29 protein-coding genes are annotated in these 26,281 nt (G+C 63.4%); 19 read left to right on the forward strand and 10 right to left on the reverse strand.

Annotation, left to right across the window (positions count from 1 at the left end):
• Window positions 1–35: 35 nt before the first annotated feature.
• Window positions 36–845: an AraC family transcriptional regulator gene (locus tag ACFHWW_RS01485; protein WP_379937085.1), complete on the forward strand. Its 810-nt coding sequence runs from the start codon at window positions 36–38 to the stop codon at window positions 843–845.
• 84 nt (window positions 846–929) lie between these two features.
• Window positions 930–1,820, forward strand: a complete 891-nt coding sequence (locus ACFHWW_RS01490) for a DMT family transporter (protein ID WP_275596920.1) — start codon at window positions 930–932, stop codon at window positions 1,818–1,820.
• Between the two features lie 21 nt (window positions 1,821–1,841).
• On the opposite strand, the gene ACFHWW_RS01495 is transcribed toward ACFHWW_RS01490, so the two are convergent.
• Window positions 1,842–3,425, reverse strand: coding sequence for a peptide chain release factor 3 (locus tag ACFHWW_RS01495; protein WP_018093953.1), 1,584 nt, complete (start codon window positions 3,423–3,425; stop codon window positions 1,842–1,844).
• A gap of 98 nt (window positions 3,426–3,523) precedes the next feature.
• Here ACFHWW_RS01495 and dut point away from each other — a divergent pair, with 98 nt between their 5' ends.
• A complete protein-coding gene (gene dut, locus ACFHWW_RS01500) occupies window positions 3,524–4,006 on the forward strand; it encodes a dUTP diphosphatase (RefSeq protein WP_100670033.1) in 483 nt (160 codons plus the stop codon).
• Here the strand turns inward: dut and ACFHWW_RS01505 are convergent.
• Window positions 3,999–4,436: an Lrp/AsnC family transcriptional regulator gene (locus ACFHWW_RS01505; RefSeq protein ID WP_003527801.1), complete on the reverse strand. Its 438-nt coding sequence runs from the start codon at window positions 4,434–4,436 to the stop codon at window positions 3,999–4,001. The genes dut and ACFHWW_RS01505 overlap by 8 nt on opposite strands.
• Before the next feature lie 135 nt (window positions 4,437–4,571).
• On the opposite strand from ACFHWW_RS01505, the gene ACFHWW_RS01510 reads away from it, so the two are divergent.
• Complete coding sequence (locus ACFHWW_RS01510; protein WP_100669797.1) at window positions 4,572–5,486, forward strand: DMT family transporter; 915 nt, start codon at window positions 4,572–4,574, stop codon at window positions 5,484–5,486.
• On the opposite strand, the gene ACFHWW_RS01515 is transcribed toward ACFHWW_RS01510, so the two are convergent.
• On the reverse strand, window positions 5,483–6,115 hold the full coding sequence (locus ACFHWW_RS01515) for a LysE family translocator (RefSeq protein ID WP_100670034.1): 633 nt from the start codon (window positions 6,113–6,115) through the stop codon (window positions 5,483–5,485). The two genes, ACFHWW_RS01510 and ACFHWW_RS01515, sit on opposite strands and share 4 nt — an antisense overlap.
• A 163-nt stretch (window positions 6,116–6,278) precedes the next feature.
• On the opposite strand from ACFHWW_RS01515, the gene ACFHWW_RS01520 reads away from it, so the two are divergent.
• Window positions 6,279–6,896 (forward strand): LysE family translocator, encoded by a 618-nt coding sequence (locus tag ACFHWW_RS01520; protein ID WP_100669798.1) that lies wholly within the window; start codon window positions 6,279–6,281, stop codon window positions 6,894–6,896.
• Between the two features lie 138 nt (window positions 6,897–7,034).
• Entirely contained in the window at window positions 7,035–8,003 is a 969-nt protein-coding gene (gene cysK, locus ACFHWW_RS01525) for a cysteine synthase A (protein ID WP_100669799.1), read from the forward strand.
• A gap of 192 nt (window positions 8,004–8,195) precedes the next feature.
• Here cysK and ACFHWW_RS01530 read toward each other — a convergent pair whose 3' ends face one another.
• The 4 genes from ACFHWW_RS01530 to rsmI form a co-directional block, all read right to left on the reverse strand.
• Window positions 8,196–9,728 carry a YifB family Mg chelatase-like AAA ATPase gene (locus ACFHWW_RS01530; RefSeq protein ID WP_379937086.1) on the reverse strand — a complete coding sequence of 511 codons (1,533 nt, stop codon included), beginning with the start codon at window positions 9,726–9,728 and terminating at the stop codon, window positions 8,196–8,198.
• Window positions 9,729–9,910: 182 nt separating this feature from the next.
• Window positions 9,911–10,858: a glutathione synthase gene (gene gshB / locus ACFHWW_RS01535; protein ID WP_379937087.1), complete on the reverse strand. Its 948-nt coding sequence runs from the start codon at window positions 10,856–10,858 to the stop codon at window positions 9,911–9,913.
• A gap of 191 nt (window positions 10,859–11,049) precedes the next feature.
• On the reverse strand, window positions 11,050–11,418 hold the full coding sequence (locus ACFHWW_RS01540; protein WP_018093945.1) for a YraN family protein: 369 nt from the start codon (window positions 11,416–11,418) through the stop codon (window positions 11,050–11,052).
• Window positions 11,408–12,370 carry a 16S rRNA (cytidine(1402)-2'-O)-methyltransferase gene (gene rsmI / locus ACFHWW_RS01545; protein ID WP_379937088.1) on the reverse strand — a complete coding sequence of 321 codons (963 nt, stop codon included), beginning with the start codon at window positions 12,368–12,370 and terminating at the stop codon, window positions 11,408–11,410. Before rsmI ends, ACFHWW_RS01540 begins: the two co-directional genes overlap by 11 nt.
• Before the next feature lie 243 nt (window positions 12,371–12,613).
• On the opposite strand from rsmI, the gene dnaN reads away from it, so the two are divergent.
• Window positions 12,614–13,732: a DNA polymerase III subunit beta gene (gene dnaN / locus ACFHWW_RS01550; protein WP_324762755.1), complete on the forward strand. Its 1,119-nt coding sequence runs from the start codon at window positions 12,614–12,616 to the stop codon at window positions 13,730–13,732.
• Window positions 13,733–14,169: 437 nt separating this feature from the next.
• Here the strand turns inward: dnaN and ACFHWW_RS01555 are convergent, their stop codons facing one another.
• Together ACFHWW_RS01555 and ACFHWW_RS01560 are read right to left on the reverse strand one after the other, a co-directional pair.
• On the reverse strand, window positions 14,170–14,448 hold the full coding sequence (locus ACFHWW_RS01555; protein ID WP_018093942.1) for a DNA-binding transcriptional regulator: 279 nt from the start codon (window positions 14,446–14,448) through the stop codon (window positions 14,170–14,172).
• On the reverse strand, window positions 14,417–14,689 hold the full coding sequence (locus ACFHWW_RS01560; protein WP_379937090.1) for a BrnT family toxin: 273 nt from the start codon (window positions 14,687–14,689) through the stop codon (window positions 14,417–14,419). The genes ACFHWW_RS01555 and ACFHWW_RS01560 overlap by 32 nt, the downstream gene beginning before the upstream one ends.
• A gap of 266 nt (window positions 14,690–14,955) precedes the next feature.
• Between ACFHWW_RS01560 and pmtA the strand changes: the two genes are divergently transcribed.
• The 6 genes from pmtA to ACFHWW_RS01590 all read left to right on the forward strand — a co-directional run bounded on the left by pmtA (window position 14,956) and on the right by ACFHWW_RS01590 (window position 18,768).
• Window positions 14,956–15,558 (forward strand): phospholipid N-methyltransferase PmtA, encoded by a 603-nt coding sequence (gene pmtA, locus ACFHWW_RS01565; protein ID WP_100669804.1) that lies wholly within the window; start codon window positions 14,956–14,958, stop codon window positions 15,556–15,558.
• 14 nt (window positions 15,559–15,572) lie between these two features.
• Window positions 15,573–16,154 carry a histidine phosphatase family protein gene (locus ACFHWW_RS01570; protein WP_324763429.1) on the forward strand — a complete coding sequence of 194 codons (582 nt, stop codon included), beginning with the start codon at window positions 15,573–15,575 and terminating at the stop codon, window positions 16,152–16,154.
• A gap of 7 nt (window positions 16,155–16,161) precedes the next feature.
• The gene (gene pyrF, locus ACFHWW_RS01575) at window positions 16,162–16,878 is read left to right on the forward strand and encodes an orotidine-5'-phosphate decarboxylase (RefSeq protein WP_324762752.1); all 717 of its coding nucleotides are present in this window, start codon (window positions 16,162–16,164) and stop codon (window positions 16,876–16,878) included.
• A gap of 93 nt (window positions 16,879–16,971) precedes the next feature.
• Entirely contained in the window at window positions 16,972–17,259 is a 288-nt protein-coding gene (locus ACFHWW_RS01580; protein WP_100670036.1) for a DUF1330 domain-containing protein, read from the forward strand.
• Between the two features lie 120 nt (window positions 17,260–17,379).
• Window positions 17,380–18,360: a complex I NDUFA9 subunit family protein gene (locus tag ACFHWW_RS01585; RefSeq protein WP_379937091.1), complete on the forward strand. Its 981-nt coding sequence runs from the start codon at window positions 17,380–17,382 to the stop codon at window positions 18,358–18,360.
• Between the two features lie 246 nt (window positions 18,361–18,606).
• Complete coding sequence (locus ACFHWW_RS01590; RefSeq protein WP_100669808.1) at window positions 18,607–18,768, forward strand: hypothetical protein; 162 nt, start codon at window positions 18,607–18,609, stop codon at window positions 18,766–18,768.
• A gap of 110 nt (window positions 18,769–18,878) precedes the next feature.
• Here ACFHWW_RS01590 and ACFHWW_RS01595 read toward each other — a convergent pair whose 3' ends face one another.
• Window positions 18,879–19,685 (reverse strand): undecaprenyl-diphosphate phosphatase, encoded by an 807-nt coding sequence (locus ACFHWW_RS01595; protein ID WP_324762750.1) that lies wholly within the window; start codon window positions 19,683–19,685, stop codon window positions 18,879–18,881.
• Window positions 19,686–19,841: 156 nt separating this feature from the next.
• Here ACFHWW_RS01595 and ACFHWW_RS01600 point away from each other — a divergent pair, with 156 nt between their 5' ends.
• The 6 genes from ACFHWW_RS01600 to ACFHWW_RS01625 all read left to right on the forward strand — a co-directional run bounded on the left by ACFHWW_RS01600 (window position 19,842) and on the right by ACFHWW_RS01625 (window position 26,276).
• On the forward strand, window positions 19,842–20,534 hold the full coding sequence (locus ACFHWW_RS01600) for a glutathione S-transferase family protein (protein ID WP_018093934.1): 693 nt from the start codon (window positions 19,842–19,844) through the stop codon (window positions 20,532–20,534).
• A 10-nt stretch (window positions 20,535–20,544) separates the two neighbouring features.
• Window positions 20,545–21,708: a tRNA epoxyqueuosine(34) reductase QueG gene (gene queG, locus ACFHWW_RS01605; protein ID WP_379937092.1), complete on the forward strand. Its 1,164-nt coding sequence runs from the start codon at window positions 20,545–20,547 to the stop codon at window positions 21,706–21,708.
• Window positions 21,705–22,580 (forward strand): SDR family oxidoreductase, encoded by an 876-nt coding sequence (locus tag ACFHWW_RS01610; RefSeq protein WP_379937093.1) that lies wholly within the window; start codon window positions 21,705–21,707, stop codon window positions 22,578–22,580. Before queG ends, ACFHWW_RS01610 begins: the two co-directional genes overlap by 4 nt.
• A gap of 461 nt (window positions 22,581–23,041) precedes the next feature.
• The gene (locus ACFHWW_RS01615) at window positions 23,042–23,416 is read left to right on the forward strand and encodes a septal ring lytic transglycosylase RlpA family protein (RefSeq protein WP_324762747.1); all 375 of its coding nucleotides are present in this window, start codon (window positions 23,042–23,044) and stop codon (window positions 23,414–23,416) included.
• A gap of 136 nt (window positions 23,417–23,552) precedes the next feature.
• Window positions 23,553–24,842: an RsmB/NOP family class I SAM-dependent RNA methyltransferase gene (locus tag ACFHWW_RS01620; RefSeq protein ID WP_100669811.1), complete on the forward strand. Its 1,290-nt coding sequence runs from the start codon at window positions 23,553–23,555 to the stop codon at window positions 24,840–24,842.
• A 153-nt stretch (window positions 24,843–24,995) separates the two neighbouring features.
• A complete protein-coding gene (locus tag ACFHWW_RS01625) occupies window positions 24,996–26,276 on the forward strand; it encodes an imelysin family protein (RefSeq protein WP_379937094.1) in 1,281 nt (426 codons plus the stop codon).
• Window positions 26,277–26,281 lie beyond the last annotated feature (5 nt).

Below are 26,281 nucleotides of genomic sequence, written 5' to 3' on the forward strand. Positions count from 1 at the left end.
AAGGGCTCAACGAGGAACGGGACAGCGGACGGTACATGGCGAAAGGGCATTTCAAGATGCTGCCGCGCCGCATCGCCGGCGTCGACGTGGTGGAAGCCATGACGAACCACAGTTTCGCGCGCCATACGCACGAGCAGTTCGGCATCGGCCTGATCCATGCGGGTGCGCAGACGTCGCTGAGCGGCCGCGGAACCGTCGAGGCGGAAGCGGGCGACGTGATCACCGTCAATCCCGGTGAGGTCCACGACGGAGCCCCGATCGGCGACGCGGGCCGGTCCTGGCGGATGCTCTATCTCGATCCGCCGCTGGTCGCCTCGCTCGTCGATGACGTCACCGAAGGGAAGAGCGCGGATTGCGAATTCTCGGACCCGGTGATCAGAAGTACCGGGCTGGCTGCCCGCTTCGGCGCGATCTTTGCGTCTGCCGCGGCCGCCGACGGCGCCGAGACGATGCTTCGCTGGGATGAACTGGCCGTCACCCTGTTCGCGGAGGCGATGCAGCTTGCCTCGCCGGATGCGCCGGCAGGCGTGCCGAAGTCGGTCGCCTCGGCCGTGAGCCTTATCGAGGACGATCCGCTTGCGTCGCTTACGCTGGCGGACCTCGCCCGCGAGAGCGGCCTGAGCCGCTTCCAGCTCGTGCGTGGCTTCTCCAGGGCGACGGGACTGACGCCCCATGCCTATCTCCTCCAACGCCGGATAGACATCGTCCGGCGGCTGATCGCCGGGGGCACGCCGCTCGCGGAAGCGGCAGCTGCCGGCGGCTTCGTGGACCAGAGCCACATGACACGCGTGTTCGTGCGCAAATACGGCTTCTCCCCCGGTGTCTACGCGCAAGCGGTAAACTGATTTCGCCGCCTTGCAATTTCGTACAAGACCGCGCGCTGCCGATCGGCCTTTCTGCCCCCATCATCAATCGGGAGCGATGGCGGAATGTCGAAGCAAGTTCAGGGATATGTTTTTTTGTCGCTCGCCATGGTGCTCGTCGGCAGCACCGTGATCGCGAGCAAGATCATCGCCGCCGGCCTGCCGCCGTTCACGGCAACGGCGCTGCGTTTTGCCATCGCCTTCCCTCTTTTCCTGGGCGTGATGCGCGCAACCGGGGCGTCCTGGCCCAAGCTGCCGAAGAGCGATTGGCTCATCCTCCTGTTTCAGGCGGGCGCCGGCAGCGTCGGTTACACGACTCTGCTCATTTCCGGCCTGAAACTCACCTCTGCGGCCGATGCCGGCGTCATCATCGGGACGCTTCCCGTCGTCTCCGCCGCAATCGCCATCATGGTTCTCGGCGAGCGTCCGCATCGCTCCGTGTTCGCGGCCGTTTGCCTCGCGGCGGCCGGCGTTCTCGCGATCGTCTTCCGGCCGGATGCAAACGCCGCGCATTCGCTCGCCGGCAGCGCGCTGATCTTCGGCGCGGTCATCTGCGAAGGCCTGTTCATCCTGCTCAACAAGCGCGTCAGCGTCGCGATTCCGCCGCTTGGCCTGTCGGCGCTGATGACGGGCTTCGGTGGTGCCATTGCGCTCCCGTTCGCGCTTGCAGAGCTTCCTTCGATGGGTGCGACAGGCGCCCCGGCGCTCGCGGCGGTCGCCTATTACGCGCTCGTGCCGACGGTCGGGGGCTTCGTGCTCTGGTATGCGGGACTTCAGAAGGTGAGCGGCACCGAGGCCTCGGTCTTCACCGCCTTGGCACCGGTTTCCGCGCTGCTCCTCGCCGCTGCCGTTCTCGGCGAGACGATCACCGCCAATCAGATGATCGGCATGGCATGCGTGCTGATCGCCGTGCTGAGCCTCGGTCTTCGCAGGGCCGGTCCGGAGCGGGCCGGATAGGGGAATCCGGCGCAGGCGCGATCACGCCGCCTTGGCGACGTGATACTCCTTGATCGCCACCATCTTGACCGCCGGATAGCGCTCCGATTCGTAGCGCAGCGAGAACCCGTCCTGCGCCAGGTATACCGGGTCCCCGTCAAGGTCCCGCGCAATGTCGCCGCGGTGGGTCGCGATGAACTTTTCGAGTTCGGCCGGGTTCTCGGCGGAGATCCAGCGGCAGATGGAGAAGCGCGACATCTCGAAGGAGACCGGCAGACTGTATTCCGCCTGCAGGCGTTCCTTGAGCACGTCAAGCTGGAGCGCGCCGACGACACCGACGATCGCAGGCGCGCCGTCGTCCGGAGAAAAGAGCTGCACGACGCCCTCTTCCGCCATCTGCTGCAGCGCCTCTTTCAGCTTCTTCGCCTTCATCGCATCTTCCAGCCGGACGCGGCGGAGAATTTCCGGTGCGAAGTTCGGCACGCCCTGGAAGACGAGCGGCTCGCCCTCGGTCAGCGTATCGCCGATCCTGAGCGTGCCGTGGTTCGGGATGCCGACGACGTCGCCGGCGAAAGCCGTATCGGCGAGCTGGCGCTGCGAGGCGAAGAAGAACTGCGGCGCCGTCAGCCCCATCTGCTTGCCGGTGCGCGAAAGCCGCGCCTTCATGCCGCGCTCGAGCTTGCCCGAGCAGACGCGGACGAAGGCGATGCGGTCGCGGTGGTTCGGGTCCATGTTCGCCTGGATCTTGAAGACGAAGGCGGTCATTCTGTCGTCCGTCGCCTCGACGGTGCGGATGTCGGCAACCTGGGCCCGCGGCGGCGGCGCGAAGTCGGCGAGCCCATTGATCAGGTCGCGCACGCCGAAGTTCCGCAGCGCCGAGCCGAAGTACACCGGCGTGAGGTGCCCTTCGAGGAAAGCCTTACGGTCGAAGGGCTTGCAGGCCTCGATCGCCAGCGACGCTTCTTCGATGAACGTGTCGCGTTCGTTCTCGGGCAGACGGTGCGAAGCCATTTCCGGATCGTTGACCTTTGTCAGCCGCTCCTGCGTGTCGGCGCCGCGCACCTCGTCGGTGGCAAGATGATAGGTGCCGCAGAAGGTCTTGGAGCGGCCGATCGGCCAGGTGACCGGCGCGCAGTCGAGCGCCAGCTTCTGCTCGACCTCGTCGAGGATTTCGAACGGATCGCGGCTTTCGCGGTCCATCTTGTTGACGAAGGTGATGATCGGGATATCGCGCAGGCGGCAGACCTCGAAGAGCTTGAGCGTGCGCGGCTCGATACCCTTTGCCGCGTCGATCACCATGACAGCCGCATCGACCGCCGTCAGCGTGCGGTAGGTGTCGTCGGCAAAGTCCTCGTGACCGGGCGTATCGAGCAGGTTGAAAACAGTATCGTTATATTCGAAGGTCATCACCGAGGTGACGACGGAGATGCCGCGCTCGCGCTCGATCTTCATCCAGTCCGAGCGGGTCTGGATGCGGTCCTTCTTGGCCTTGACCTCACCGGCGAGCTGGATCGCGCCGCCGAAGAGCAGAAGCTTCTCGGTGAGCGTCGTCTTACCGGCGTCCGGGTGCGAAATGATCGCAAATGTGCGGCGGCGGGAGACCGCCTCGGCAATGCTTTCGGCCATGATCTGAGTATCCTGTGAGTTGCGGCGTCCTTTACAGGCTCGGGGGCCAATATGCAATTGACTGCGGCAAGCCCGGCCGTGCTTATGACGGAATGACCATGCACACGCCCGAAAATCGTCCTGCCCCGACCCCTGGCCTCACCCTCGTCCGCCTGCCTCATGGCGAGGGTCTCGACCTGCCGGCCTATGAGACCACGGGTGCCGCCGGCATGGACCTGCGCGCGGCCGTGCCGGCCGAGGACCCGATGACGATCCGGCCGGGAGAGCGCGCATTGGTCCCGACGGGCTTTATCTTCGAGATCCCCGCCGGTCATGAAGGCCAGATCCGGCCACGTTCCGGGCTGGCCTTCAAGCACGGCATCACCTGCCTCAACACGCCGGGCACCGTCGACAGCGACTATCGCGGAGAGGTGAAGGTGCTGCTCGTCAATCTCGGTGCGGAGGATTTCGCGGTCGAGCGCGGCATGCGTATCGCCCAGATCGTGATCGCCCCGGTGACCCAGCTGGCGATCCGCGAGGCAGATGGCGCGACGGCGACGGCGCGCGGGGCCGGCGGCTTCGGCTCGACCGGAACTAAATAAGCGGCGGCAGGCGCCGCTTGACCGGCGAGGATTTGACGATCGACGTATTCGTCTGCGCCTTTTCCGCGATGCGATCGAGGATCGTGTCGAGTTCCGCCATGTCGCGCACCAGCATCTTGGCGATGAAGCAGTCGTCCCCCGTGACCTTGTCGCATTCGATGAATTCGGGCGTTTCCTGGATCAGCCTTTCGACGATATGCAGCATGCCCGGCATCGGCCGGATGCGGACGATCGCCTGCAGCGGATAGCCGAGACGCGCCGGATTGACCGAGATGGTGAAACCATCGAGCACGCCGCGCTCCTCGAGCTTGCGCAGCCGCTCCGCCGCGCTCGGCGAGGAAAGGCCGGCCTCCTGCGCCAGCTCCTTCAACGACACCCGGGCATTGGCGGCCAGAATTTCGAGAATGCGGCGGTCGAGCTCGTCCAGCATCCAACTCCCTCGTAAGTCAATTTAGCCTTATCGCCTTAATCTGTTAGGTATCCTCCCATAATTTCCTCTCAAAATCCATATCCCTGCGCCACCAGGCTCATTATTCTTGCAGCATAATGGATGGAGCAAAAGGCCATGGATAAGGACATACGGCGCGGAAGCGCGGAAATGACGGCGGCGATGCTGATTTCGGGAACGATCGGCTGGTTCGTTCTGATGTCGGGCCAGCCCGCCTCGGGCGTCGTCTTCTGGCGTTGCGTTTTCGGGGCCGCAACGCTCGCCGCGCTTGCGGCGGTCTTCGGCCTCATCGACCTGAGACATTTGCGGATGAAGGTCATCATTCTTTCCGCTCTGGGCGGCGTCGCGATCGTCGTGAACTGGCTCCTGCTCTTCGCCGCCTATCCCCGCGCCTCGATCTCCATCGCGACCATGGTCTACAACACGCAGCCCTTCATGCTGCTCGGGCTCGGTGCGCTCTTTATCGGAGAGAAGATCACCGCCAGCAAACTCCTCTGGCTCTCGCTCTCCTTCGCAGGCATGATCGCGATCGTCCTCGCCAAGCCCGCGGGCACTTATGAGCCCAGCGACTATCTCACCGGGATAGCACTGTCGCTCGGCGCCGCCTTCTTCTACGCAATCGCGGCACTCGTTACCAAGCTCCTCAAGGGCACGCCGCCGCATCTGATCGCGCTGGTGCAGGTCATCACCGGAGCGGCCATGCTCGCCCCCTTCGCCCTCGTCGCGCCGCTGCCGCAGGGAACGCTCCAGTGGACGCTGCTCCTGACCGTCGGCGTGGTTCATACCGGCATCATGTATATTCTGCTTTACGGCGCCATACAGAAGCTGCCGACCCACATCACCGGCGCCCTTTCCTTCATCTATCCGGTGGCCGCGATCCTGGTTGACCGCATCGCGTTCGGCCACGCTCTGCAGCCGGTGCAGATCGCGGGCTCGGTCGCGATCCTCATCGCTGCCGCGGGCACCAATCTCGGCTGGACCCTTCGGCCATCGTCATCGTCCGCCAAGCGTCCGGCGGAAGGAAGCCTCTAACGCCGGGCCTCCGAGGCCATGCTGATGGCAAGACCCGCCAGCGCCGTGCTCATGAGCCAACGCTGCACCAGCACGAAGGACGGCCGACCGGAGAGGAAGGCGGCCACCGCTCCGGCGGTCATCGCGATCAGCGCATTGACGCTGACGCTGATCGCGATCTGCACGCTGCCGAAGACGAGCGACTGCGCGAGCACGTTGCCGGCCTCGGGGCGGATGAATTGCGGCAGCAGCGACACGTAAAGGATGGCCACCTTCGGATTGAGCAGGCTGGTGAAGAGGCCCATTGCGAAGAGCTTGCGCGGGCGATCCTTCGGGAGGTCCCGCACTTGAAAAATCGAGCGGCCGCCGGGACGAACGGCCTGCCAGGCAAGGTAAAGCAGGTAAAGCGCACCTGCGAAACGAAGGGCGTCATAGGCAAAGGGAACCGCCAGAAGCAGGGCGGTAATGCCGAGCGCGGCAGACACCATGTAACAGACGAAGCCGAGGGCTATGCCCCCGAGCGAGATCAGTCCCGCCCCCGGTCCCTGGCAGATCGAGCGGGAGATCAGATAGATCATGTTCGGCCCCGGCGTCAGCACCATGCCGAATGCGATCAGGGCGAAGCCCAGGAGGTTCTGAATTTCGGGCATGGTGCGCCGGTCTCCCATGTTTTTCCGGAAAGTGTACGGCTCTACCGCCAAGGGCAACGCCGTTCTTGTCACCCGATCAATTTTTGCGCGTAGATGCGGGGGACACCCGGATTTTCCTCGGCGGCAGATTGCGGTACACCTGCCCCTATCAGGAGGAACGATCGTGACACTTGCGGCTCTTCTCGCCTATAGCGGCGCTCTCTTCATCGCCGGCATCATTCCCGGCCCGGGCGTGACGGCGCTCGTTGCCCGAGCCCTGGGATCGGGGTTTCGGGAAACCTTCTTCATGGGCCTCGGCCTCATCGTCGGCGACATGGTCTATCTGACGGCGGTGGTTCTCGGGCTCGCCTTCATCGCCCAGACATTCACGACCGCGTTTCTGGTCGTGAAGATCGCCGGAGCGCTCTATCTCGGCTATATCGCCTGGAAGCTCTGGACGGCAGGGCTCCTGTCGCAGAACATCGAGGCGCGGAAGTCGACGAGTGCGGCGCTCTCCTTCCTCTCGGGCCTGACGGTCACGCTCGGCAATCCGAAGACGATGCTTTTCTACGTGGCGCTCGTTCCGACGCTGATCGACCTCGCCTCGATAGGGATCCGTGACTACGGCCTGCTGCTCGTCGCGACTTTCCTCGTGCTTCTTGCCGTGCTGCTGCCCTATATGCTGCTTGCGGCCCGCGCCCGCTCGCTCCTGAAAGAGCCGCAGGCGCTGAAGGTCCTGAACCGGGCCGCGGCGGGCATTCTCGCCGGAACGGCCGCCTACATTGCGACCCGCGCGACCTGAAAAAAGATTCCCCTGCCGGCCGCTTCTCAACGGTTTTTTCCTTCAGCCTCATCGATCCAAGGCTTTCCCGCTCTGGAAGCAAGCGCGCATAGCTCCTATTGTCGCAGCGACAATTTTTAAAAACGAAGGGAGAAACCTATGCCTGAAGCGCGCAAGCCCGGCCGCGGCCGCGTCTTTTCCTCGATAACCGAGACGATCGGCGACACTCCCATCGTGCGGCTGGACAAGCTCGCCAAGGAAAAGGGCGTGAAGGCGAACCTGCTCGCCAAGCTCGAATTCTTCAACCCGATCGGCTCCGTCAAGGACCGCATCGGCGTCGCGATGATCGAATCGCTCGAGGCGCAAGGGAAGATCACGCCCGGCCGTACGACGCTGGTAGAGCCGACTTCGGGCAATACGGGCATAGCACTCGCCTTCGTCGCGGCCGCCAAGGGCTACAGGCTGATCCTCACCATGCCCGAGACCATGTCGGTCGAGCGCCGCAAGATGCTGACGCTTCTCGGCGCCGAACTGGTGCTGACGGAAGGCGCCAAGGGCATGAAGGGCGCAATCGCCAAGGCCCAGGAACTCACCGAGACGCTGCCCGACGCGATCATTCCGCAGCAGTTCGAAAACCCGGCCAATCCGGAAATCCACCGCACGACGACCGCCGAGGAGATCTGGAACGACACGGAAGGCGCAGTCGACATCCTCGTGTCCGGCATCGGCACCGGCGGCACCATCACCGGTGCCGGCCAGGTGCTTAAAGCCCGCAAGCCGTCGGTCAAGGTGATCGCCGTCGAGCCCGAAGAATCCCCTATCCTTTCCGGCGGCGCCCCGGGTCCGCACAAGATCCAGGGTATCGGCGCGGGTTTCGCACCGGCGATCCTCGACACGAGCGTCTATGACGAAGTCGTCACGGTAAATGCCGGCGAGGCCATAGAGGCGGCGCGGCTCGTCGCGAGACTCGAAGGCGTGCCGGTCGGCATCTCCGCCGGTGCCGCGCTCCAGGCGGCGATAGAGGTGGGACAGCGCGGGGAAAACGCCGGCAAGAATATCGTCGTGATCATTCCGTCCTTTGCCGAACGGTATCTTTCGACGGTGCTGTTCGAGGGATTGGGAGCGTAGCGCCGGGGGCGCGCACGCGAGCGCCCCTGATCGGCCTGCCGGCCACCTTCTCCCCGCAGACGGGCGAAGGGACTCGCGGCAAACCCGCAGCTCCCTTCTCCTCCGCCGAAATGAAATCAAATCGAACTTTCGGCCCTTTGCCCGGCCTCTCCCGCCCATAGGGTGACCGCTTTTTCCATCGACGTCGGCCCCTTACGCGGCGACGGGCAGTCTCTCTCCCGCCACCCTGTAGGAGATCGCTTCGGCGAGATGGATGCGGCCGACCGTCGGCGCCTCGTCGAGGTCGGCGAGGGTGCGGGCGACCTTCAGCACCCGGTGATAGCCGCGCGCCGAGAATTTCATCTTCTCCGCCGCGTCGCGCAGAAGCTGCAGGCCGGCGGCGTCGGGCTCGGCGATCTTTTCGATCATCGTCGTCGATGAGCGGGCGTTGCTCGTCAGCTCGGGATGACCGAGGCCGGCGAAGCGGTCTCTCTGCAGCTCGCGGGCGTGGGCGACGCGGCGGGCGACGGCGGCGCTCGGCTCGTATGTGCCGGGGCGGATCAAGTCGGCGGCGCTGACGGCCGGGACGTCGACGCGGATATCGATGCGATCCATCAGCGGCCCGGAGATCCGCGCCTGATAATCGGCCATGCAGCGCGGCCCGCGGGCGCAGCTCCGGCCCGGCTCGCCGGCCATGCCGCAGCGGCAGGGATTCATGGCGGCAATGAGCTGGATCGCCGCCGGATAGGTGACGCGATGATTGGCGCGCGCGATGATGCAGGTGGCGGTTTCGAGCGGCTGGCGCAGAGCGTCGAGCGTCTGTGGTGCAAATTCCGGAAGCTCGTCGAGAAAGAGCACACCGTTATGGGCGAGCGACGCCTCTCCCGGCTTCGCGCGGAAGCCGCCGCCGATCAGCGCCGCCATGGTGGCGGAATGGTGCGGCGCGCGGAAGGGCCGGCGGTCCGAGAGCTTGCCGCCCGGCAATTGCCCGGCGATCGAATGGATCATCGAGACTTCGAGCAGTTCGGCGGGCGAAAGCGGCGGCAGGATGGAGGGGAGCCGCGCCGCAAGCATCGACTTGCCCGACCCGGGCGGGCCGACCATCAGCAGATTGTGATTGCCCGCCGCCGCGACCTCCAGCGCCCGCTTGGCGCTTTCCTGGCCCTTGATGTCGGCAAGATCGGGAAGGCCCTCGGCGGCCGCCCGGACCGCCGGCTCGGGGCGGGAAAGCACCTGCGTGCCGCGGAAATGATTGGCGATGGCGATCAGGCTGCGCGGGGCGAGAATATCGATTTCCGATCCGGCCCAGGCCGCCTCGGGCCCGCTTTCCGCCGGGCAGATCAGTCCCTTGCCGAGCGCATTCGCGCCGATCGCCGCCGGCAGCGCGCCGGCAACGGCTGCGATGGTGCCGTCGAGATTGAGTTCGCCGATGACGACATAGCCGGACAGCGCGTCCGCAGGCACAGCGCCGAGCGCCGCCATCAGGCCGAGCGCGATGGCGAGATCGAAATGGCTTCCTTCTTTCGGAAGGTCCGCCGGCGCCAGATTGACGGTCACCCGCTTGGCGGGAAGCGCCAGTCCCGATGCATGAAGCGCCGCCTGGACGCGCTCGCGGCTTTCGGCCACCGCCTTGTCCGGCAGTCCGACGATCTGCATACCAACCTTGCCGGGTGCAACCATCACCTGGACGTCGACCGGAACGCCCTCGATACCCTGAAACGCAATCGTGCTGACGCGCGCGACCATACTGCCCCCTGATTTCGAGCGGAGCGCGGAGGATCATCGTCCTTCCGCAATCCCGCTCCAGCACGGCGGCCCACACACGCCGTCACAACCAAATCGGTTGTAACCGCAAATCTTGCACGGAATACGCTCGAAAACAAGAACAATAATAGAACATCAAGAGCGAGAGTGGCGGCTCGTAAAGATCAGGCGCGCTTCTTCTCGATCGCGTCCCAGAGCAGGCTTGCGACATCGGCACCGCCGAACTTCTTCACTTCGCGGATGCCGGTCGGCGAAGTGACGTTGATCTCGGTCAGGTAGTCGCCGATCACGTCGATGCCGACGAAGAGGAAGCCGCGTTCCTTCAGCGCCGGGCCGATGCGGTGGCAGATCTCCCGCTCGCGCGCCGTCAGGTCGGTTGCCTCCGCGCGCCCACCCGCATGCATGTTGGAGCGCGAATCGTGCTCGGCCGGAACGCGATTGATCGCGCCGACCGGCTCGCCGTCGACGAGCAGGATGCGCTTGTCGCCCTTGCGCACCGCCGGCAGATATTCCTGGGCGATATAGGGCTCGCGGAACATCTGCGCGAACATTTCGAGAAGCGACGAGAAATTGCGGTCGTCACGGGCGGAGTGGAACACGCCGGCGCCGCCATTGCCGTAGAGCGGTTTCAGGATGATGTCGCCCATCTCCTGGCGGAAGCGGGCGATCTCGTCCGGGTCGCGAGTGATCAGGGTCTTGGGCATCAGATCCGGAAACTCGGTCACGAAGATCTTCTCAGGCGAGTTCCTGACCCAGGCCGGATCGTTGACGACCAGCGTCTTCGGGTGCAGCCGTTCGAGCAGATGCGTTGAAGTGATATAGGCCATATCGAATGGCGGATCCTGGCGAAGCAGGATGACGTCCATGGTCGAAAGATCGATCCGCTCCTCTTCGCCGAGGGTGAAGTGGTCGCCCTTGACGTCGCGCAACCGCATCTGCTGCGCGGTCGCATAGACCCTGCCGTCCCGGAGCGACAGCTTTTCGGGCGTGTAGTGGAACAGGCGGTAGCCTCGGGCCTGCGCCTCCAGGCTCATCGCGAAGGTCGAATCGCCCGCAATGGTGATGCCCGAAACATGGTCCATCTGGACCCCGACATTGACGATTCCTGCCATTTTCCCGTTCCCGATTGGATCCACGATGCGCATAGTTCCTTCGACCGGCGCCGGTCAGAAATCGAATTATACGGCAATTCGACGCGATGCTCCGCCCCTCGTCTTCGCGACGAGGCGGCACCGCCGAAAAGCCCGCAAGATGTAGAATGCGTACCGTGGTTAGGCAAGAAGGCTCCTGCCGCTCCCGCCTATCAAAAGGCGTCCGGCAGGTGTCGCGGCCAGCGCCACGGCGCTACGGCGACAATGTCGTATCGCACCGACAGGCGGTGGAAATCGCCCTGACGCGACAGCCAGAGGTCGCTTGCCGCCCGGATGCGCCGTTGCGCCGTGTCGGTCACGGCGAAGACCGCATCGTCCAGGCTCATCCGGGCCTTTACTTCGACGCAGGCGACCAGGTCGCCGCGCCGTGCGATGATGTCGATCTCGCCGAGCCTGGTGCGATAGCGCATGGCAACGATGCGATAGCCCTTCAGCATCAGGCAGAGTGCGGCGCGGTATTCGGCGATGTGTCCCCGCTTCAGCGCCTTCAGCTTGCGGGTGTCCGGTCGCTCAGCCTTCATCGCTATCCTTGAGATGAAGGAGCCGATCGTAAAGCTCCTTGCGCGCCAGCCCCGTGCGGCGCGCCGCCTCGGTCGCGGCCTTGCCCATCGGCAGGTCGCGGGCGAGTTCCTTGAGCAATGCGTCGACGTCGGCCGCCTCCGGCTGGGGCTTTGCCTCCGGCGGACCGATCACGAGGACGATCTCGCCTTTCACATTGGCGCTTTCGTCGTAACTCGCCGCGAGTTCGCCGAGCGTTCCGCGGCGGAACTCCTCGAAGGTCTTGGTCAGTTCGCGGCAGACGGCCGCCCTCCTGTCTGTGCCGAGGACCTCGGCGGCAGCAGTGACGGTCGCGGCAATGCGATGCGGGGATTCGAAGAAGATGAGAGTGGCGGGAACCGACGCGAGTTCGGCGAGCCGGTCGCGCTTCGCCTTGTCCTTCACCGGCAGAAAGCCTGCGAAGAGGAAGGCATCGCTCGGCAGGCCGGAGCCGACGAGGGCCGCAAGCGGCGCCGAGGGGCCAGGTATGGGAACGACCCGGTATCCCGCCTCGACCGCCTGCTGCGCCAGGCGGTAGCCCGGATCGGAGACGAGCGGCGTACCGGCATCGGAGACGAGCGCCACCGATTTCCCATCACCGAGTGCTGCAAGCAGCCGCGGCCCCGCCTCGGCGGCATTGTGCTCGTGATAGGCGGTGGGCCGATTGACAATACCGTAGCGGTCCAGCAGCACCCGCGTCACCCGCGTGTCCTCGCAGGCGAGCACATCGACCCCCGCAAGCGTCTCGAGGGCTCTCAGCGTGATGTCGCCGAGATTGCCGATCGGCGTTGCCACGAGATAAAGGCACGGCTCCAGCGGGCGCGCAGGAATGTTGATATCGTGCAGGCGAAAACCGCGCCGCCGGTCCTTTTCGGATGCATCCGTGGATTGCTGCTTTTGCAACGCCGCCTTCCCAATCACTCCCGGCCCGATCATTCCGATCGACCATTCCGGCCAAGCCGGGTTCGCGCCCTTTATGAGTGAGCAGGGAGCCCGGGGCAAGGGCGGGCCGCGCATGCAGTCTCGCATTTGGGGAAGAGACCTCAAAACCCCTTGCTTTTGCGGCTCTCTTTCTGCCATTTTGCCGGTCCACATCCTTCCGGCCGAGCGGCCGGGCACGCAGTTGACGCCGCGGCGGTCCCCTCGCCCGCGCGGCAATGGTTGAAAGCGGTAGCATCCATGCGTATTACTCTCGAGCGGTCCAACCTTTTGAAATCGCTGAACCATGTCCACCGCGTGGTCGAACGGCGAAACACCATCCCGATCCTTTCGAACGTGCTCCTGCGCTCCGACGGCGCCAGCCTCGAAATGAAGGCGACCGACCTCGACCTGGAGATCACCGAGGCGACGCCGGCGCAGGTGGAACAGGCCGGCGCCACCACCGTTCCGGCGCATCTGCTCTACGACATCGTCCGCAAGCTGCCGGACGGCTCGGAGGTGTTGCTGGTCACCAATGCGGAAGGCACGGCGATGACGGTCGCCTCCGGCCGCTCCAAGTTTTCGCTGCAGTGCCTGCCGCAGTCGGATTTTCCCGATCTGACCGCCGGCACGTTCTCGCACTCCTTCCGCCTGAAGGCGCCCGATCTCAAGATGCTGATCGACCGCACCCAGTTCGCCATCTCGACGGAAGAGACACGCTACTATTTGAACGGCATCTTCGTGCACACGGTCGAGAACAACGGCGACCTGAAGCTGCGCGCCGTTGCGACCGACGGCCACCGGCTCGCCCGTGCGGATGTCGAAGCGCCCTCGGGCTCCGAGGGCATGCCCGGCATCATCATTCCGCGCAAGACCGTGAGCGAGCTGCAGAAGCTGCTCGACAATCCGGACGTGGTGGTGACGGTCGAGGTATCGGACGCGAAGATCCGCCTCACGATCGGCTCCATCGTCATGACGTCGAAGCTGATCGACGGAACCTTCCCCGACTATCAGCGCGTGATCCCCGCCAGCAACGACAAGGAACTGCGCGTCGATTGCCAGTCCTTCTCGCAGGCCGTCGACCGTGTCTCCACGATCTCTTCCGAACGCGGCCGCGCCGTGAAGCTTGCGCTTGCCGACGGCCAGATGACGCTGACCGTGAACAATCCGGATTCCGGCAGCGCCACCGAAGAACTGCCGGTCGGCTACGAAAGCGATCCGCTCGAGATCGGGTTCAACGCCAAATATCTGCTCGACATTACCGGGCAACTGACCGGCAGCGAGGCGGTCTTCCTGCTGGCCGATCCCGGTTCGCCGACGCTCGTGCGCGATCTTGCCGCGGAGGATGCGCTCTACGTGCTGATGCCGATGCGAGTCTAAGGCGCGTTGAGATTCATCTTGAGTTTATGACGGCCGCTGCGAGATGGATAATGGCGTTGAAGCTCTGGTCGGTTTTGTCGGCACGCATGGCTCGATGCGCTTGAATTCCTTGAGTACCGACTGCGCGGCGTACTGCATGGTTCCTTTGATCGTTGCCGATCAAGGACAAAAACATGCAGCAGATCGAAGTGCTACAACGACCGTTGCGCGTCTGATAAGACGCGCGGCGCTGTAGGAAACGTATCGGAGGACTGCACTCTCTCCTCTGCTCTCGTCTCTGTGCTTGTCACACAGATGAGAGCAGCGCCGCGTCGGCGGCGCGGGGAAATGTTCTTTCAGCCCAAGGACTTGGTCTGGCTGGATCCCTATGACGCGCACAGGGATGAGGAGATCAAACAGGCCGCAGCACCGCGCTTAATCGAATTCCAGAGGCGCGCTCACGCGACGGCCTGCGCAACCAAATCGGGGTGCTGCGCGATCACGCGCACATAAGCAACGGCAAAATCCGGAGCAGTGGCGCGTGCTTGCTCCCAGTCCCGCAGCGTACCAACGGGAACGCGAAAGCGATTTGCGAACTCCGATTGCGACAAACCAAGCGCGGTCCTTGTCTTGCGAATCAGGCGAGCCCGCTGGCCGCGATTCATTGCTTCGGCCGTCACGTCGAAATCTTCCGCATCGGCCGGATCAGCAGGGGACGTAATATGCTCGTTCTTCACCCTTGTTGCTCCTTCTCACAGATATGAACCGGGGTAAATTATCCCGCCAAACGAACACGCCGGTGAACAGCCTCTCGCCGACGACCTCGACCACCTTGAACCGTTCCTCGCCGTCGATCTCGCGAATGGAGGGGATGATCAAGTGATCCCCGTCGTCGAAAATACGCAGGCCAAAGGCCAACGATAGTTTATGTTTCTCGCGATTGACGGCGTCTTTCCGAGGATCGAACCGGTCTTCCATGTTGGCACTATACGGGAATCCCGTATAAGAAGCAAATGTGTCGTTTTGCTGAAAAAATGGACGCTAACTTCTAGTTCAACTGATTCAAGCTTTCAGACCGTACCGGATTTCGAGTTCAACCGTCGCGCATCGTTCATGATCTGTCGTTTCTAGACGCAGTCGGACTTGTTTTTGCCGCAGATGGAAGCACATTATGAATAAGCGCTCACGCAGCCGCACGAATCACGATAAGAGCGCAACTGCAAATCATACTGTGAGGGGATTCGATGAGCTTGCGCTTGAGGGTGAAGGAAAAATTCGGTCGGAAATTCGACGAAGAGATCCGCTTCTTCAAGGGCTGGATGAGCAATACTCGCGCGGTCGGCGCGATCCTCCCGACATCCGCCATCACCGCACGCCGCATGGCCAGCATAGTCGATCCGGAATCCGGTCTGCCGGTCCTCGAGCTTGGCCCCGGCACCGGGGTGATCACCAAGGCGATCCTCGAGCGCGGCATAGAGCCTGAAAAGCTGGTTTCCATCGAATACTCGACCGAGTTCTACAATCAGCTCAAGGCGCATTTCGACGGCGTGCATTTCATCAACGGCGACGCCTTCGATCTTTCCCGGACGCTTGGGGCCTTCAAGGATCAGCAGTTCGACAGCGTCATTTCCGCCGTGCCGCTGTTGAATTTCCCGATGCATCGCCGCGTCGAACTCATCGAGGACCTGCTCTCGCGCATTCCCTTCGGCCGCCCGGTCGTTCAGATCTCCTACGGTCCGATGTCGCCGGTCGTCGCCATGCCGGACCGCTACCGAATCCAGCATTTCGACTTCGTCGTGCGCAACATTCCGCCGGCGCAGCTGTGGATCTACCGCAAGACGCACTGACGGCGCCACCTCCGGTGTTCGGCATCTATCTCACCCATCCGCAGGTCAGAATCGATCCCGCCGTCTCCGTGCCACAATGGGGCCTGTCCGAACTCGGCGAAGAACGCATGCACGCCACGGCGAAACAGCCATGGGTCCGTTCGCTCGGACGCATCGTCGCCAGTGGCGAGAAGAAGGCGATCGAAACGGCGCGGTTCCTGGCCGACGCTGCCGGCATCCCGGTCGAAACTGACGAGGAGATGGGCGAGAACGATCGTTCCGCGACCGGCTTTCTGCCGCCGGAGGAGTTCGAGAAGGCGGCCGATCGGTTCTTTGCCCGACCCGAAGAGAGCTTCAAGGGCTGGGAGCGTGCCGTCGACGCCCAGGCGCGAATCTCAAGGGCCGTCTTCCAGGTCCTCGACCGGCACGATCCGGCGGTACCCATCGCCTTCATCGGCCATGGCGGTGTCGGTACGCTGCTCAAATGCCGGATGACGGGCACGGCGATCGCCCGTAGCGCCGATCAACCGCCGGGCGGCGGCAATCTCTTCGCCTTCCGTCTTGCGGATCGCGCCGTCACATGCGACTGGACGCCGATGGAGTTCTGGCAGGGGTGATCTCGATATGAGCACAAGCGCGCGCGACCGGCTGATCGTCGGCCTTGATCTTCCAACGGTGACCGAGGCCGAGAAAATCGTCTCGACGCTCGGCGAGGAAGTCCTCTTCTATAAGATCGGCTATCAACTGGCCTTCGCCGGCGGCCTCGACTTCGCGCGCGACCTCGCTGCAGGCGGCAAGCAGGTCTTCCTCGACATGAAGCTGCTCGACATCGACAACACGGTGGCCAAGGGCGTGGAGAACATCGTCAAGATGGGCGTATCGATGCTGACGCTGCACGCCTATCCGAAGGCGATGAAATCGGCTGTCGAAGCGGCACGAGGCTCGAACCTCTGCCTGCTTGGCGTGACGGTGCTCACCTCGATGGACGAACAGGACGTCATCGATGCCGGTTATGAATATGATCCGCACAGCCTGGTCCTGCGCCGCGCGGAACAGGCCCGCGCCGCCGGCATGGGGGGCATCGTCTGCTCGGCGGAGGAGGCCGCCGCCGTGCGCAAGATCATCGGCGGCGACATGGCGCTGGTGACGCCGGGCATCCGCCCGGCCGGCGCGGAAAAAGGCGACCAGAAGCGGGTGATGACGCCGGCCGACGCGCTTCGCGCCGGCTCGAGCCACCTCGTCGTCGGGCGGCCGATCGTTGCCTCGCCCGAGCCTCTCGCAGCAAGCCGCGCGATCCTGGCCGAAATGGAGAGCGCCCTCTCCCGTCGATCCGCCGTATAGCGCTCCGGCGCCGTTCGGGCCTGCTTGACCTGAGGCTCATTTTGCCGGAAGTAACCATCCCGTCTGCATGTCGTGAAAGACGAGGAGTTCATCATGGCCAAAGGATACTGGATCGCTCGGGTCGATATAAGGGACCCCGAACGCTATAAGGATTACGTGGCAGCGGCGAAGCCCGCCTTCGAAAAATACGGCGCGACCTTCCTTGCGCGCGGCGGGGAGTTCCATCGGCTCGAAGGTGCCGCTCGCACCCGCAACGTCGTCATCGAATTCCCCTCGCTGCAGGCGGCCGTCGACTGTTACAATTCGCCCGAATACCAGATTGCCGCGGCCATCCGCCAGGAAGTCGCCGATGCCGAAATGGTGGTCGTCGAAGGCGTTTGAGGCGAAGTCCCGCGGCGCATCGGGGCACGCCTCCGAAGCGCGCGGATTGGCCTTCACCTCGCTCGACGCTTGGGCTATGTAGCAAGCAATTCTACCATTGACATCAGGAGTGCGTTTCTCATGACCTTGTCCAACCTTCCGCCGCTGGTGACGATTTTCGGCGGATCCGGATTTGTCGGCCGTCATGTGGTGCGCGCGCTCGCCAAACGCGGCTACCGCATTCGCGTCGCTGTTCGCCGTCCGGATCTCGCCGGCCACCTGCAACCGCTCGGCAATGTCGGGCAAATCTCCTTCGTTCAGGCCAATCTGCGCTACCGCAAGTCGGTCGATCGCGCTGTCGACGGCGCCGACCATGTGATCAACTGCGTCGGTGTGCTCTTCGAAAGTGGCCGCAACACCTTCGAGGCGGTCCAGGATTTCGGCGCGCGGGCGGTCGCCGAGGCGGCTCGGGCGACGGGCGCCACGCTCACCCATATCTCGGCGATCGGCGCCGACGCGAGCTCCCAATCGAGCTATGCCCGGACAAAGGGGCGTGCCGAGGCTGCGATCCTCGAAACGCTTCCGGCCGCGGTGATGCTCCGCCCGTCGATCATCTTCGGGCCTGAAGACGGATTTTTCAACAAGTTCGCCGAAATGGCCCGATTCTCGCCGGTCCTGCCGCTCATCGGCGGCGGCCAGACCAGGTTTCAGCCGGTTTACGTCACCGACGTTGCCGAGGCCGTGGCTCGCTCCGTCGACGGCAAGCTGACCGGTGGGACGATCTACGAACTCGGCGGGCCGCAGGTGCTCTCCTTCCGCGAATGTCTCGATATCATGCTGAAGACGATCGACCGCAAGCGCTCCTTCGTGTCGCTGCCCTTCGGCATCGCCTCGCTGATGGGCAGCGTCGCCTCGCTCGTGCCGTTCATCACGCCGCCGCTCACCGCCGACCAGGTGGTGTTGCTGAAATCGGACAATGTCGTCTCGGCAAAGGCCGAGGCGGAAGGCCGCACGCTTGCCGGTATCGGCATCGAGCCGACAATGCTCGAGTCGATCCTGCCGACTTATCTCGTACGCTATCGCCCGCACGGGCAATACACGCGCAGCGGCCGCGCCGCCTGAGCGGTCGCATCACACCGAACACATTCAAGCCGCCGGCTCCGCCGGCGGCTTTTTTGCGGCCCCCGCTGTGCCCATCCGGCAACAGCGTTGCAGTTCTGCCGCAGTCGAAAATCCGAATCTCGTTTACCGCAGATTCAGCTCGCACTGATATTGATCATGACATGGTCGCAGAATAAACACCGCTCGCACTGACTGCTCGGCGAGCGGCGCCGGTGCAGACATCTCACTCGAAAGGCATAACGTCCCATGGGCAAGTCGATCGCAATCTTTTTTGCGTCTGCGGCACTGATCATTCTGGCTGGCTCGTTCATGGCACCCGGCACCGGGGCTAGCAGCGACAAGGGCTGCACGCCGGCCTACGGTGTCAACCCGTGCACGACGGCGTCGATCGGGTTTGCCGGCGAGTAAGCCGGACATTTTCGCCTCGGCTTCGAGCCGGGCATGTTGCGTTTTGGCGGGGGCCAGGAGCCGGGTGCGTTTCGAAAGAGACGCATCCGGCTTTATGTTTCCGGACTGTGTTATCCGAGCAGCCACAGGCCGACCAACCCGGCGGTCCCGACGAGGATGCGCCAGATCGCAAAGGGCGTAAAGCCGCGATGCGAGACGAAGTCGAGCAGCGAACGCACCACGAAAATTCCGGCGATGAATGCAGCGATGAAACCGGCCGCGATCATGCCGACATCGTCGAAGGAGAGCGCATCGCGGTTCTTGTAGAGATCGAGCGCAAAAGCTCCGACCATGGTCGGCATGGCGAGGAAGAAGGAAAATTCAGCCGCGGAGCGCTTGTCGGTCCCCATCAGCAGGGCCCCGGCAATGGTCGCGCCGGAACGCGACGTCCCCGGGATCATGGCGAGACACTGGAAGAGGCCGATCTTCAGCGCGAGCGAAGGCGGATAGTCGAACACGTCGGTGTAGCGAGGCGTCAAAGGGAGCCGGTCGATCGCATAAAGAATGACGCCGCCGACGATCAGCACGACGCAGATGAGCATCGGCGTCTCGAAAAGCACCGATTTGATGAATCCATGCGCGGCAGCACCGATAAGCGCCGCCGGCAGGAAGGCGAGGAGAACCGAGAAGACGAAGCGGCGGGCCTTGACGCTCGTCGGAAGGGCGAGCGCGATCGCCAGCAGCTTCTGGAAGTAGACGAGCAGGATCGCCAATATGGCGCCGAGCTGGATCAGAACGGCAAAGGTGTTTCCCGGCGATTTGAACCCGAGGAAGTGTCCGGCAAGCAGCACATGCGCCGTCGACGAGACCGGGATGAACTCCGTCAGCCCTTCGATGAGGCCGAGGACGAGCGCGCTTATGATCGATTGATCCGCCATGTAAAAGCTATTCCTGATATAATTGGATGTGGGAGGAGAAAGTCGATTCTCTTGTGTTTGCCACCGCAACTACCTATAGCTCGTTGTAACGAGCCGTGGCCAGTTGCATATGCCGCGACGCCGATATCCCCGAAAACAGCTGCAATCTGATCATCGATGCCGACACTGTATCATCACCCCATGTCCCCAGCTTCGCGGTTCGTACGCCTTATTCTCTCAGAATATGGCTATCAGACGGAACTGAGCGAAGAGCAGCCATGGGAGAACCGGCGCGACTTCCTGACGCTGAATCCTGCCGGCACTCTGCCGGTCTATGTCGATGACAGCATGCGCGCGCTCTGCGGCGCCACGATCATCTCCGAATATCTCGACGAGACCAGCGGCATCATGAAGCGCGACCGCCGCCTTCTTGCCGAGGACCCGTTTCAGCGCGCCGAAATCCGCCGCCTCACCGAATGGTTCCTGCAGAAGATGGAAGCCGACGTGACGCGCCCGCTCGTGCGCGAGCGCATTTTCAAGCTGCAGATGACCCCGGACCAGGGCGGCGGTGCGCCGGATTCGAAAATTCTCCGCACCTCGCGCAGCAATATCCGCCAGCATATGAAGTATCTCTCGTGGCTCGCCGGATCGCGCCCCTGGCTCGCCGGAGATCGCATCTCCTATGGGGATCTCGCCGCGGCCGCGGCGATTTCCGTGCTCGACTATCTCGGAGAGATCGACTGGTCCGATGCGCCGAGCGCCAAGGAATGGTATCAGCGGCTGAAGTCGCGCCCGTCCTTCCGGCCGCTGCTCGCCGAGCGGGTGCGCGGCGTGACCCCGGTCTCACATTATGCGGATCTCGACTTTTAAGGACCAGATCATGCCCGGCGACGCTGCAAAAGCGGAGAACCAGGGCAGGAAACGACGGACCCTCACCGCCTTCCTGAAAGAGGAAGCCGCGGCCAAGGGATTCGACATCTGTCGCATCACCCATCCGGATGCCATACCCCACGCGCCCGAGCGGCTGAGGCAGTTCCTGGCTGCCGGCGCTCATGGTACGATGGACTGGCTCGCCGAGACAGCCGAGCGCCGATCCGATCCGCGCGTCCTCTGGAGCGAAGTGCGCTCGATCGTCCTCTTCGGCATGAATTACGCTCCCGAGGACGACCCGCGCGACGTCCTCGCCAGACGCGATCGCGGCGCGATCTCCGTCTACGCCCGCAATCGCGACTATCACGACGTGGTCAAGGGCCGGCTGAAGGAGATCGCCACGCGCTTTGCCGCGCGGGCGGGCGAGGACGTGAAGGTCTTCGTCGACACCGCCCCCGTCATGGAGAAACCGCTTGCGGAAAAGGCCGGCATCGGCTGGCAGGGCAAGCACACCAATCTGGTCAGCCGCGAATTCGGCTCCTGGCTCTTTCTCGGCAGCCTCTTCACGACAGCCGAACTGGAACTGGACGAGCCGGAACGCGACCATTGCGGCTCTTGCCGGGCCTGCCTCGACGCCTGTCCGACCGATGCCTTCCCGGCGCCCTACCGCATCGACGCGCGACGCTGCATCTCCTATCTCACGATCGAGCACAAGGGATCGATTGCGCCTGAGTTACGGCCGCTGATCGGTAACCGCATCTATGGCTGCGACGACTGTCTCGCCGCCTGTCCTTGGAACAAGTTCGCGCGCTCGGCATCGGAAATGAAGCTCCAGGCGCGAGATGATCTCAAGGAACCGGAGCTCTCCTTCCTGCTGACGCTCGACGACACAGGTTTCCGGGCCTTCTTTTCCGGATCGCCGGTAAAGCGCATCGGGCGTGATCGTTTCGTCCGAAATGCCTTGATCGCCGCCGGAAATTCCGGTGAGAAGAGCCTGACAGAGGTCTGCAAGGCGCTGGCGGCCGATGCGTCGCCCACGGTCAGAGGGATGGCGGTCTGGGCGCTTTCGCGACTGATTTCATCCGCCGATCTGGCGGTCTTCGCCCGGCAATGCGGGCCTGAAACCGATGACGAGGTTCTTGCGGAATGGCAAATGGCGGGAGTGAACCGATGAATGTCCTGATCCTTGGTGCCGGCTATTCCGGCACCGCGATCGCGAGCGCGCTCTCTCCCCTGGCGACGTCCGTGACCGGCACCACCCGGTCCGCAGAAAAGCTCGCCCGTCTTCAGGCTGCCGGTATCCGCCCGATCCTCTTCGACGGCACGGAAATATCGGACGAGCTCGAGGATGCGATGAGGGAGACCACCCACCTCGTTCAGTCGATTGCGCCGGGCCGCGATGGCGACCCCATGTTTCGCGCCGGAACGCCGCCGCTTGCCGACCTTCTGCCGCGGCTGGAGTGGGTGGGCTATCTTTCGACGGTCGGCGTCTATGGCGATCACGGCGGCGCCTGGGTCACCGAGGATACGCCGCTCAACCCGGTCTCGCAGCGCTCGCTCGAGCGTGTGGAAGCCGAAAACGCCTGGCTCGAGCACGGTGCGCAGCACGACATTCCGGTGGCAGTGCTGCGGCTCGCCGGCATCTACGGCCCAGGCCGCAATGCCTTCCGCAACCTCTCCGAAGGGACGGCGCGCCGCGTCATCAAGCCGAACCAGGTCTTCAACCGTATGCGCGTCGAAGATATCGGCGCGGCGAGCGCCTTTCTCGCAAAGCGCGGCGTGAGCGGCGTCTTCAACGTGACCGACGACGAGCCGGCGCCGCCACAGGACGTGGTCCAGGAAGCCGCCCGGCTGATGGGCGTCGAGCCGCCGCCCGAGATCCCGTTCGAAACCGCAGATATGTCCCCCATGGCCCGTTCTTTCTACGGCGAGAACAAGCGCGTCTCCAATGCGCGACTGCGCCAGGCGGGCTTCGATCCGGAGTTCCCCAACTATCGCGTTTCGCTTGCACAGCTGTGGACATCAGGAACCTGGAACCGGAATTAAGCACCTATTTCGTCAAGGCCGATCAGAATATCGCGCGCGAACACAAGCAAGTCGGATGCAGTTTTGAAAGTATTGATTTCACGCGAATCGCCTTGACACGATTATGCTGTCATTATTCGGTCTATACTTCGCCATTTTCCACAACCCTGGCGCTAGTAGCATGGATTCAACGGTCGCGATTCCCGACTTTTCATCCAAAGCGAAATTTTTAATGATTTTATTTCCGGGAGGCGTCACTGCGCGGCCCGGAGCGCCACCGGCAGGGCTTAGTGGCTGATTCCAAAGAACTTCCATCGCAATTCTAAACTATTTCAATCTGTTGTTTATTTTTAAAATCGATCAGCCTTCAGACATTCCTAATGAAAACTTAACGGTTGAAGCACGTTTTTGCCATGTTTCACCTCAATTAGCTCGATCAACAAAGGGAACTGACGAATTTTTCAAACCGAAGGGGGCATCGCTTGACGCCAGCGAAAATCAAGACTGCTGCCGCGGCAGCACTATTCACCGTCGGGATGGGCTTCGTCTCGGCATCGGAAAGTCAGGCAGCAGGCGCTGGCTGCGGGGGAGCATCCTGGTACGCGCTTTCGTCCAAAACGGCCTCCGGCGAAAGAATGAATGCCGCGCACCTGACCGCCGCGCATCGCAAACTGAAATTCGGCACGAAGGTCCAGGTGACCAACAAGCGCAACGGCAAGTCCGTCGTCGTCCGGATCAATGATCGCGGTCCGTTCATTCGCGGCCGGGTGATCGATCTTTCCAAGGCGGCTGCCTCCAAGATCGGCATGATCCGCTCCGGTACCGCCAGCATCTGTTACACCGTCGTCAACTCCTGACGATGCGCAGGTTTCGCTCGATTCATCTCGGGCGAGCCAGACTGCAAGGGCCGGTCGCGCCCCTTACATAATGCGGCCGCCGTCTTGCTCTTCGATGTCATCGCCACTACCACGGCGAAAAAGGAGTTCATCGAAGATGCGATTGGGCGGAAGGCTCTCCGGAGCCATCGAGGTTCTTGACGATATCGAAAAGCGTAGGCGACCCGTCGCCGATGCCCTCAAGGATTGGGGCCTGTCCCACCGCTTCGCCGGCTCCGGCGACCGCGCCGCCATCGGCAACATCGTCTATGATGCCCTGCGGATGAAACTCTCCCACGCCTTTCTCATGGATAGCGACACCCCGGTAGCCCTCGGCCATGCGGTCATGTACCGGCAATGGGGCTATCGCGCCGACACGCTTGCAGCGGAACTTGCCGACGACCGGTTCGCGCCCGAAGCGCCTTCGGAAGCGATGATGAAGGCCTTCGCTCAGCGACGGCTCGAAGATGCTCCCCTGCATGTGCAGGGCGATATTCCGGAATGGACGCAGGCCTCGTTCGAAGAGAATTTCTCCGACGACTGGCTCGCCGAGGCGAAGGCTCTTGCCGGCCGGCCGACTCTCGATCTGCGCGTCAACACGCTGAAGGCGACGCGCGAAAAGGTGCTGAAGGCGCTGGAGCGCAGCGGCGCCGAGCCTGCGGCGATTGCCCGGCATGGCGTGCGCATTCCCGCCGGCGAGGGCGCTTCGCGCCTGCCGAACGTAACGGCGGAAATCTCGTTCCAGAAGGGTTGGTTCGAGGTGCAGGACGAGGGGTCGCAGATTGTCGCAGACCTCGCCTTGCCCGGCGAGGGCGAGCAGGTGCTCGATTATTGCGCCGGCGGCGGCGGCAAGACGCTGGCCATGTCGGCGGCGATGAACAATAAGGGCCAGGTCCACGCTTACGACGCCGACCGCAAACGGCTGGCGCCCATTATCGAGCGGCTGAAGCGTGCCGGCACCCGCAACGTGCAGGTGCACGAGTCGACCGAGTCGCTCGCATCGCTCATAGGGCGGGTCGATCGCGTGCTTGTCGATGCGCCATGCACCGGGACCGGAACCTGGCGGCGGCGTCCCGACACGAAATGGCGCCTGACGCAGAAGAACCTCGAGGAGCGATTGGCCCAGCAGGAGGAGGCGCTTGCCGGTGCCGCCCAGTTCGTGCGCCCCGGCGGACATCTGATATACGTCACCTGTTCCGTCCTTCCGGAGGAGAACGAGGCGCAGGTCTACGGCTTCTGCGAGGACAATCCGGAATTCGAAGTCCTCTCGGCCGCCGACAACTGGGCGGCGCTCTTCGGCACCGACAAGGCGCAGCCCTGGTCCGCCGATATGAAGACCGTGACGCTGACGCCGGCATCGACCGGAACCGACGGATTCTTCTTCTGTCTCATGGGCAGGAAGAGTTAGGCCGGCGCGGATTCCCGCCATCCAGGCAGGGCTGCACCTTCAAGCCGTTCTAAACTATACACTTTGACACCAGTTTGCTTTTGGTCCATGACTCTTGCGCTTTTCACGGGGTTGGAGCTGTACGCTCTATCGACGGGCAACAAGGAGAGGGTCATGACCAAGAATTTCATCCGCGCCGCGGCGCTGGCGCTCATGACGGCGACATCTGCGCTGGCATTGCAGCCGGCGAATGCGGCGACGGACGCAGCCGCGGTCGTCAAGCATTACGCGGCCGTTGCGCACGCCAAATACGAAGATGCCCTGGCCACGGCAGAAGCGCTGGAAAAGGCCGTGGATGCGCTGATTGCAAGCCCGAGCGAGGAGACCTTGAAGGCCGCGCGGGAGGCCTGGCTGAAGGCGCGCAACCCCTATCAGGAAACGGAAGTCTATCGCTTCGGCAACACGATCGTCGACGAATGGGAGGGCAAGGTGAATGCCTGGCCGCTGGACGAGGGCCTGATCGACTATGTCGACGCAAGCTACGGCAGCGAGAGCGACGAGAACGCCCTTTTCACCGCCAATGTCATCGCCAACAAGGCGATCAAGATCGACGGGCAGGACGTCGATGCCACCGAGATCACGCCGGAGCTCCTTTCCGGCACGCTGCAGGAGGCAGGCGGCATCGAGGCGAATGTCGCGACCGGCTATCACGCGATCGAATTCCTGTTGTGGGGACAGGATCTGAACGGAACGGGCCCGGGTGCCGGCAACCGGCCCTACACGGATTTCGACACCAAGGCCTGCACCAACGGCAATTGCGATCGCCGCGCCGCCTATCTGAAGGCAGCGACGAGCCTGCTCGTCTCCGACCTCAAGGAGATGGTCGCAAACTGGACGCCGGACGGCGCTGCGACCAAGGCGGTCGAGGCGGACCCGAAAGCCGGCCTCGTGGCGATCCTTACCGGCATGGGCTCGCTCTCCTACGGCGAACTTGCGGGCGAGCGCATGAAGCTCGGCCTGCTCCTCCACGACCCGGAAGAGGAGCACGACTGCTTCTCCGACAACACCCACAACTCGCACCTGCACGACGCGATCGGCATCCAGTCCGCCTATAGCGGCGAGTATACCCGCGTCGACGGCAGCAAGCTCACCGGCCCTTCGCTTTCCGAGCTCGTCGCTGCCAAGGATGCGGCCCTCGACAAGGAAATGAAGGATGGTCTCGCCACCACGGTCGAGAAGATGCAGGCGATGGCCAAGCGCGCAGAAGCGGGCGAGGCCTATGACCAGATGATCGGCGAGGGCAATGCGGAGGGCAATGCGACGGTTCAGGCGGCGATCGACGGGCTGATCGCCCAGGCGAAGACCGTCGAGCGCGTCATCGCCGCACTCGATCTCGGCACGGTGGAGCTTGAAGGTTCCGACAGCCTGGATAATCCTGGCGCCGTCTTCCAATAAGCTGA

The sequence above is a fragment of the Sinorhizobium sp. P24N7 genome (assembly GCF_042436655.1).
Classification (GTDB): Bacteria; Pseudomonadota; Alphaproteobacteria; order Rhizobiales; family Rhizobiaceae; genus Sinorhizobium; species Sinorhizobium meliloti_A.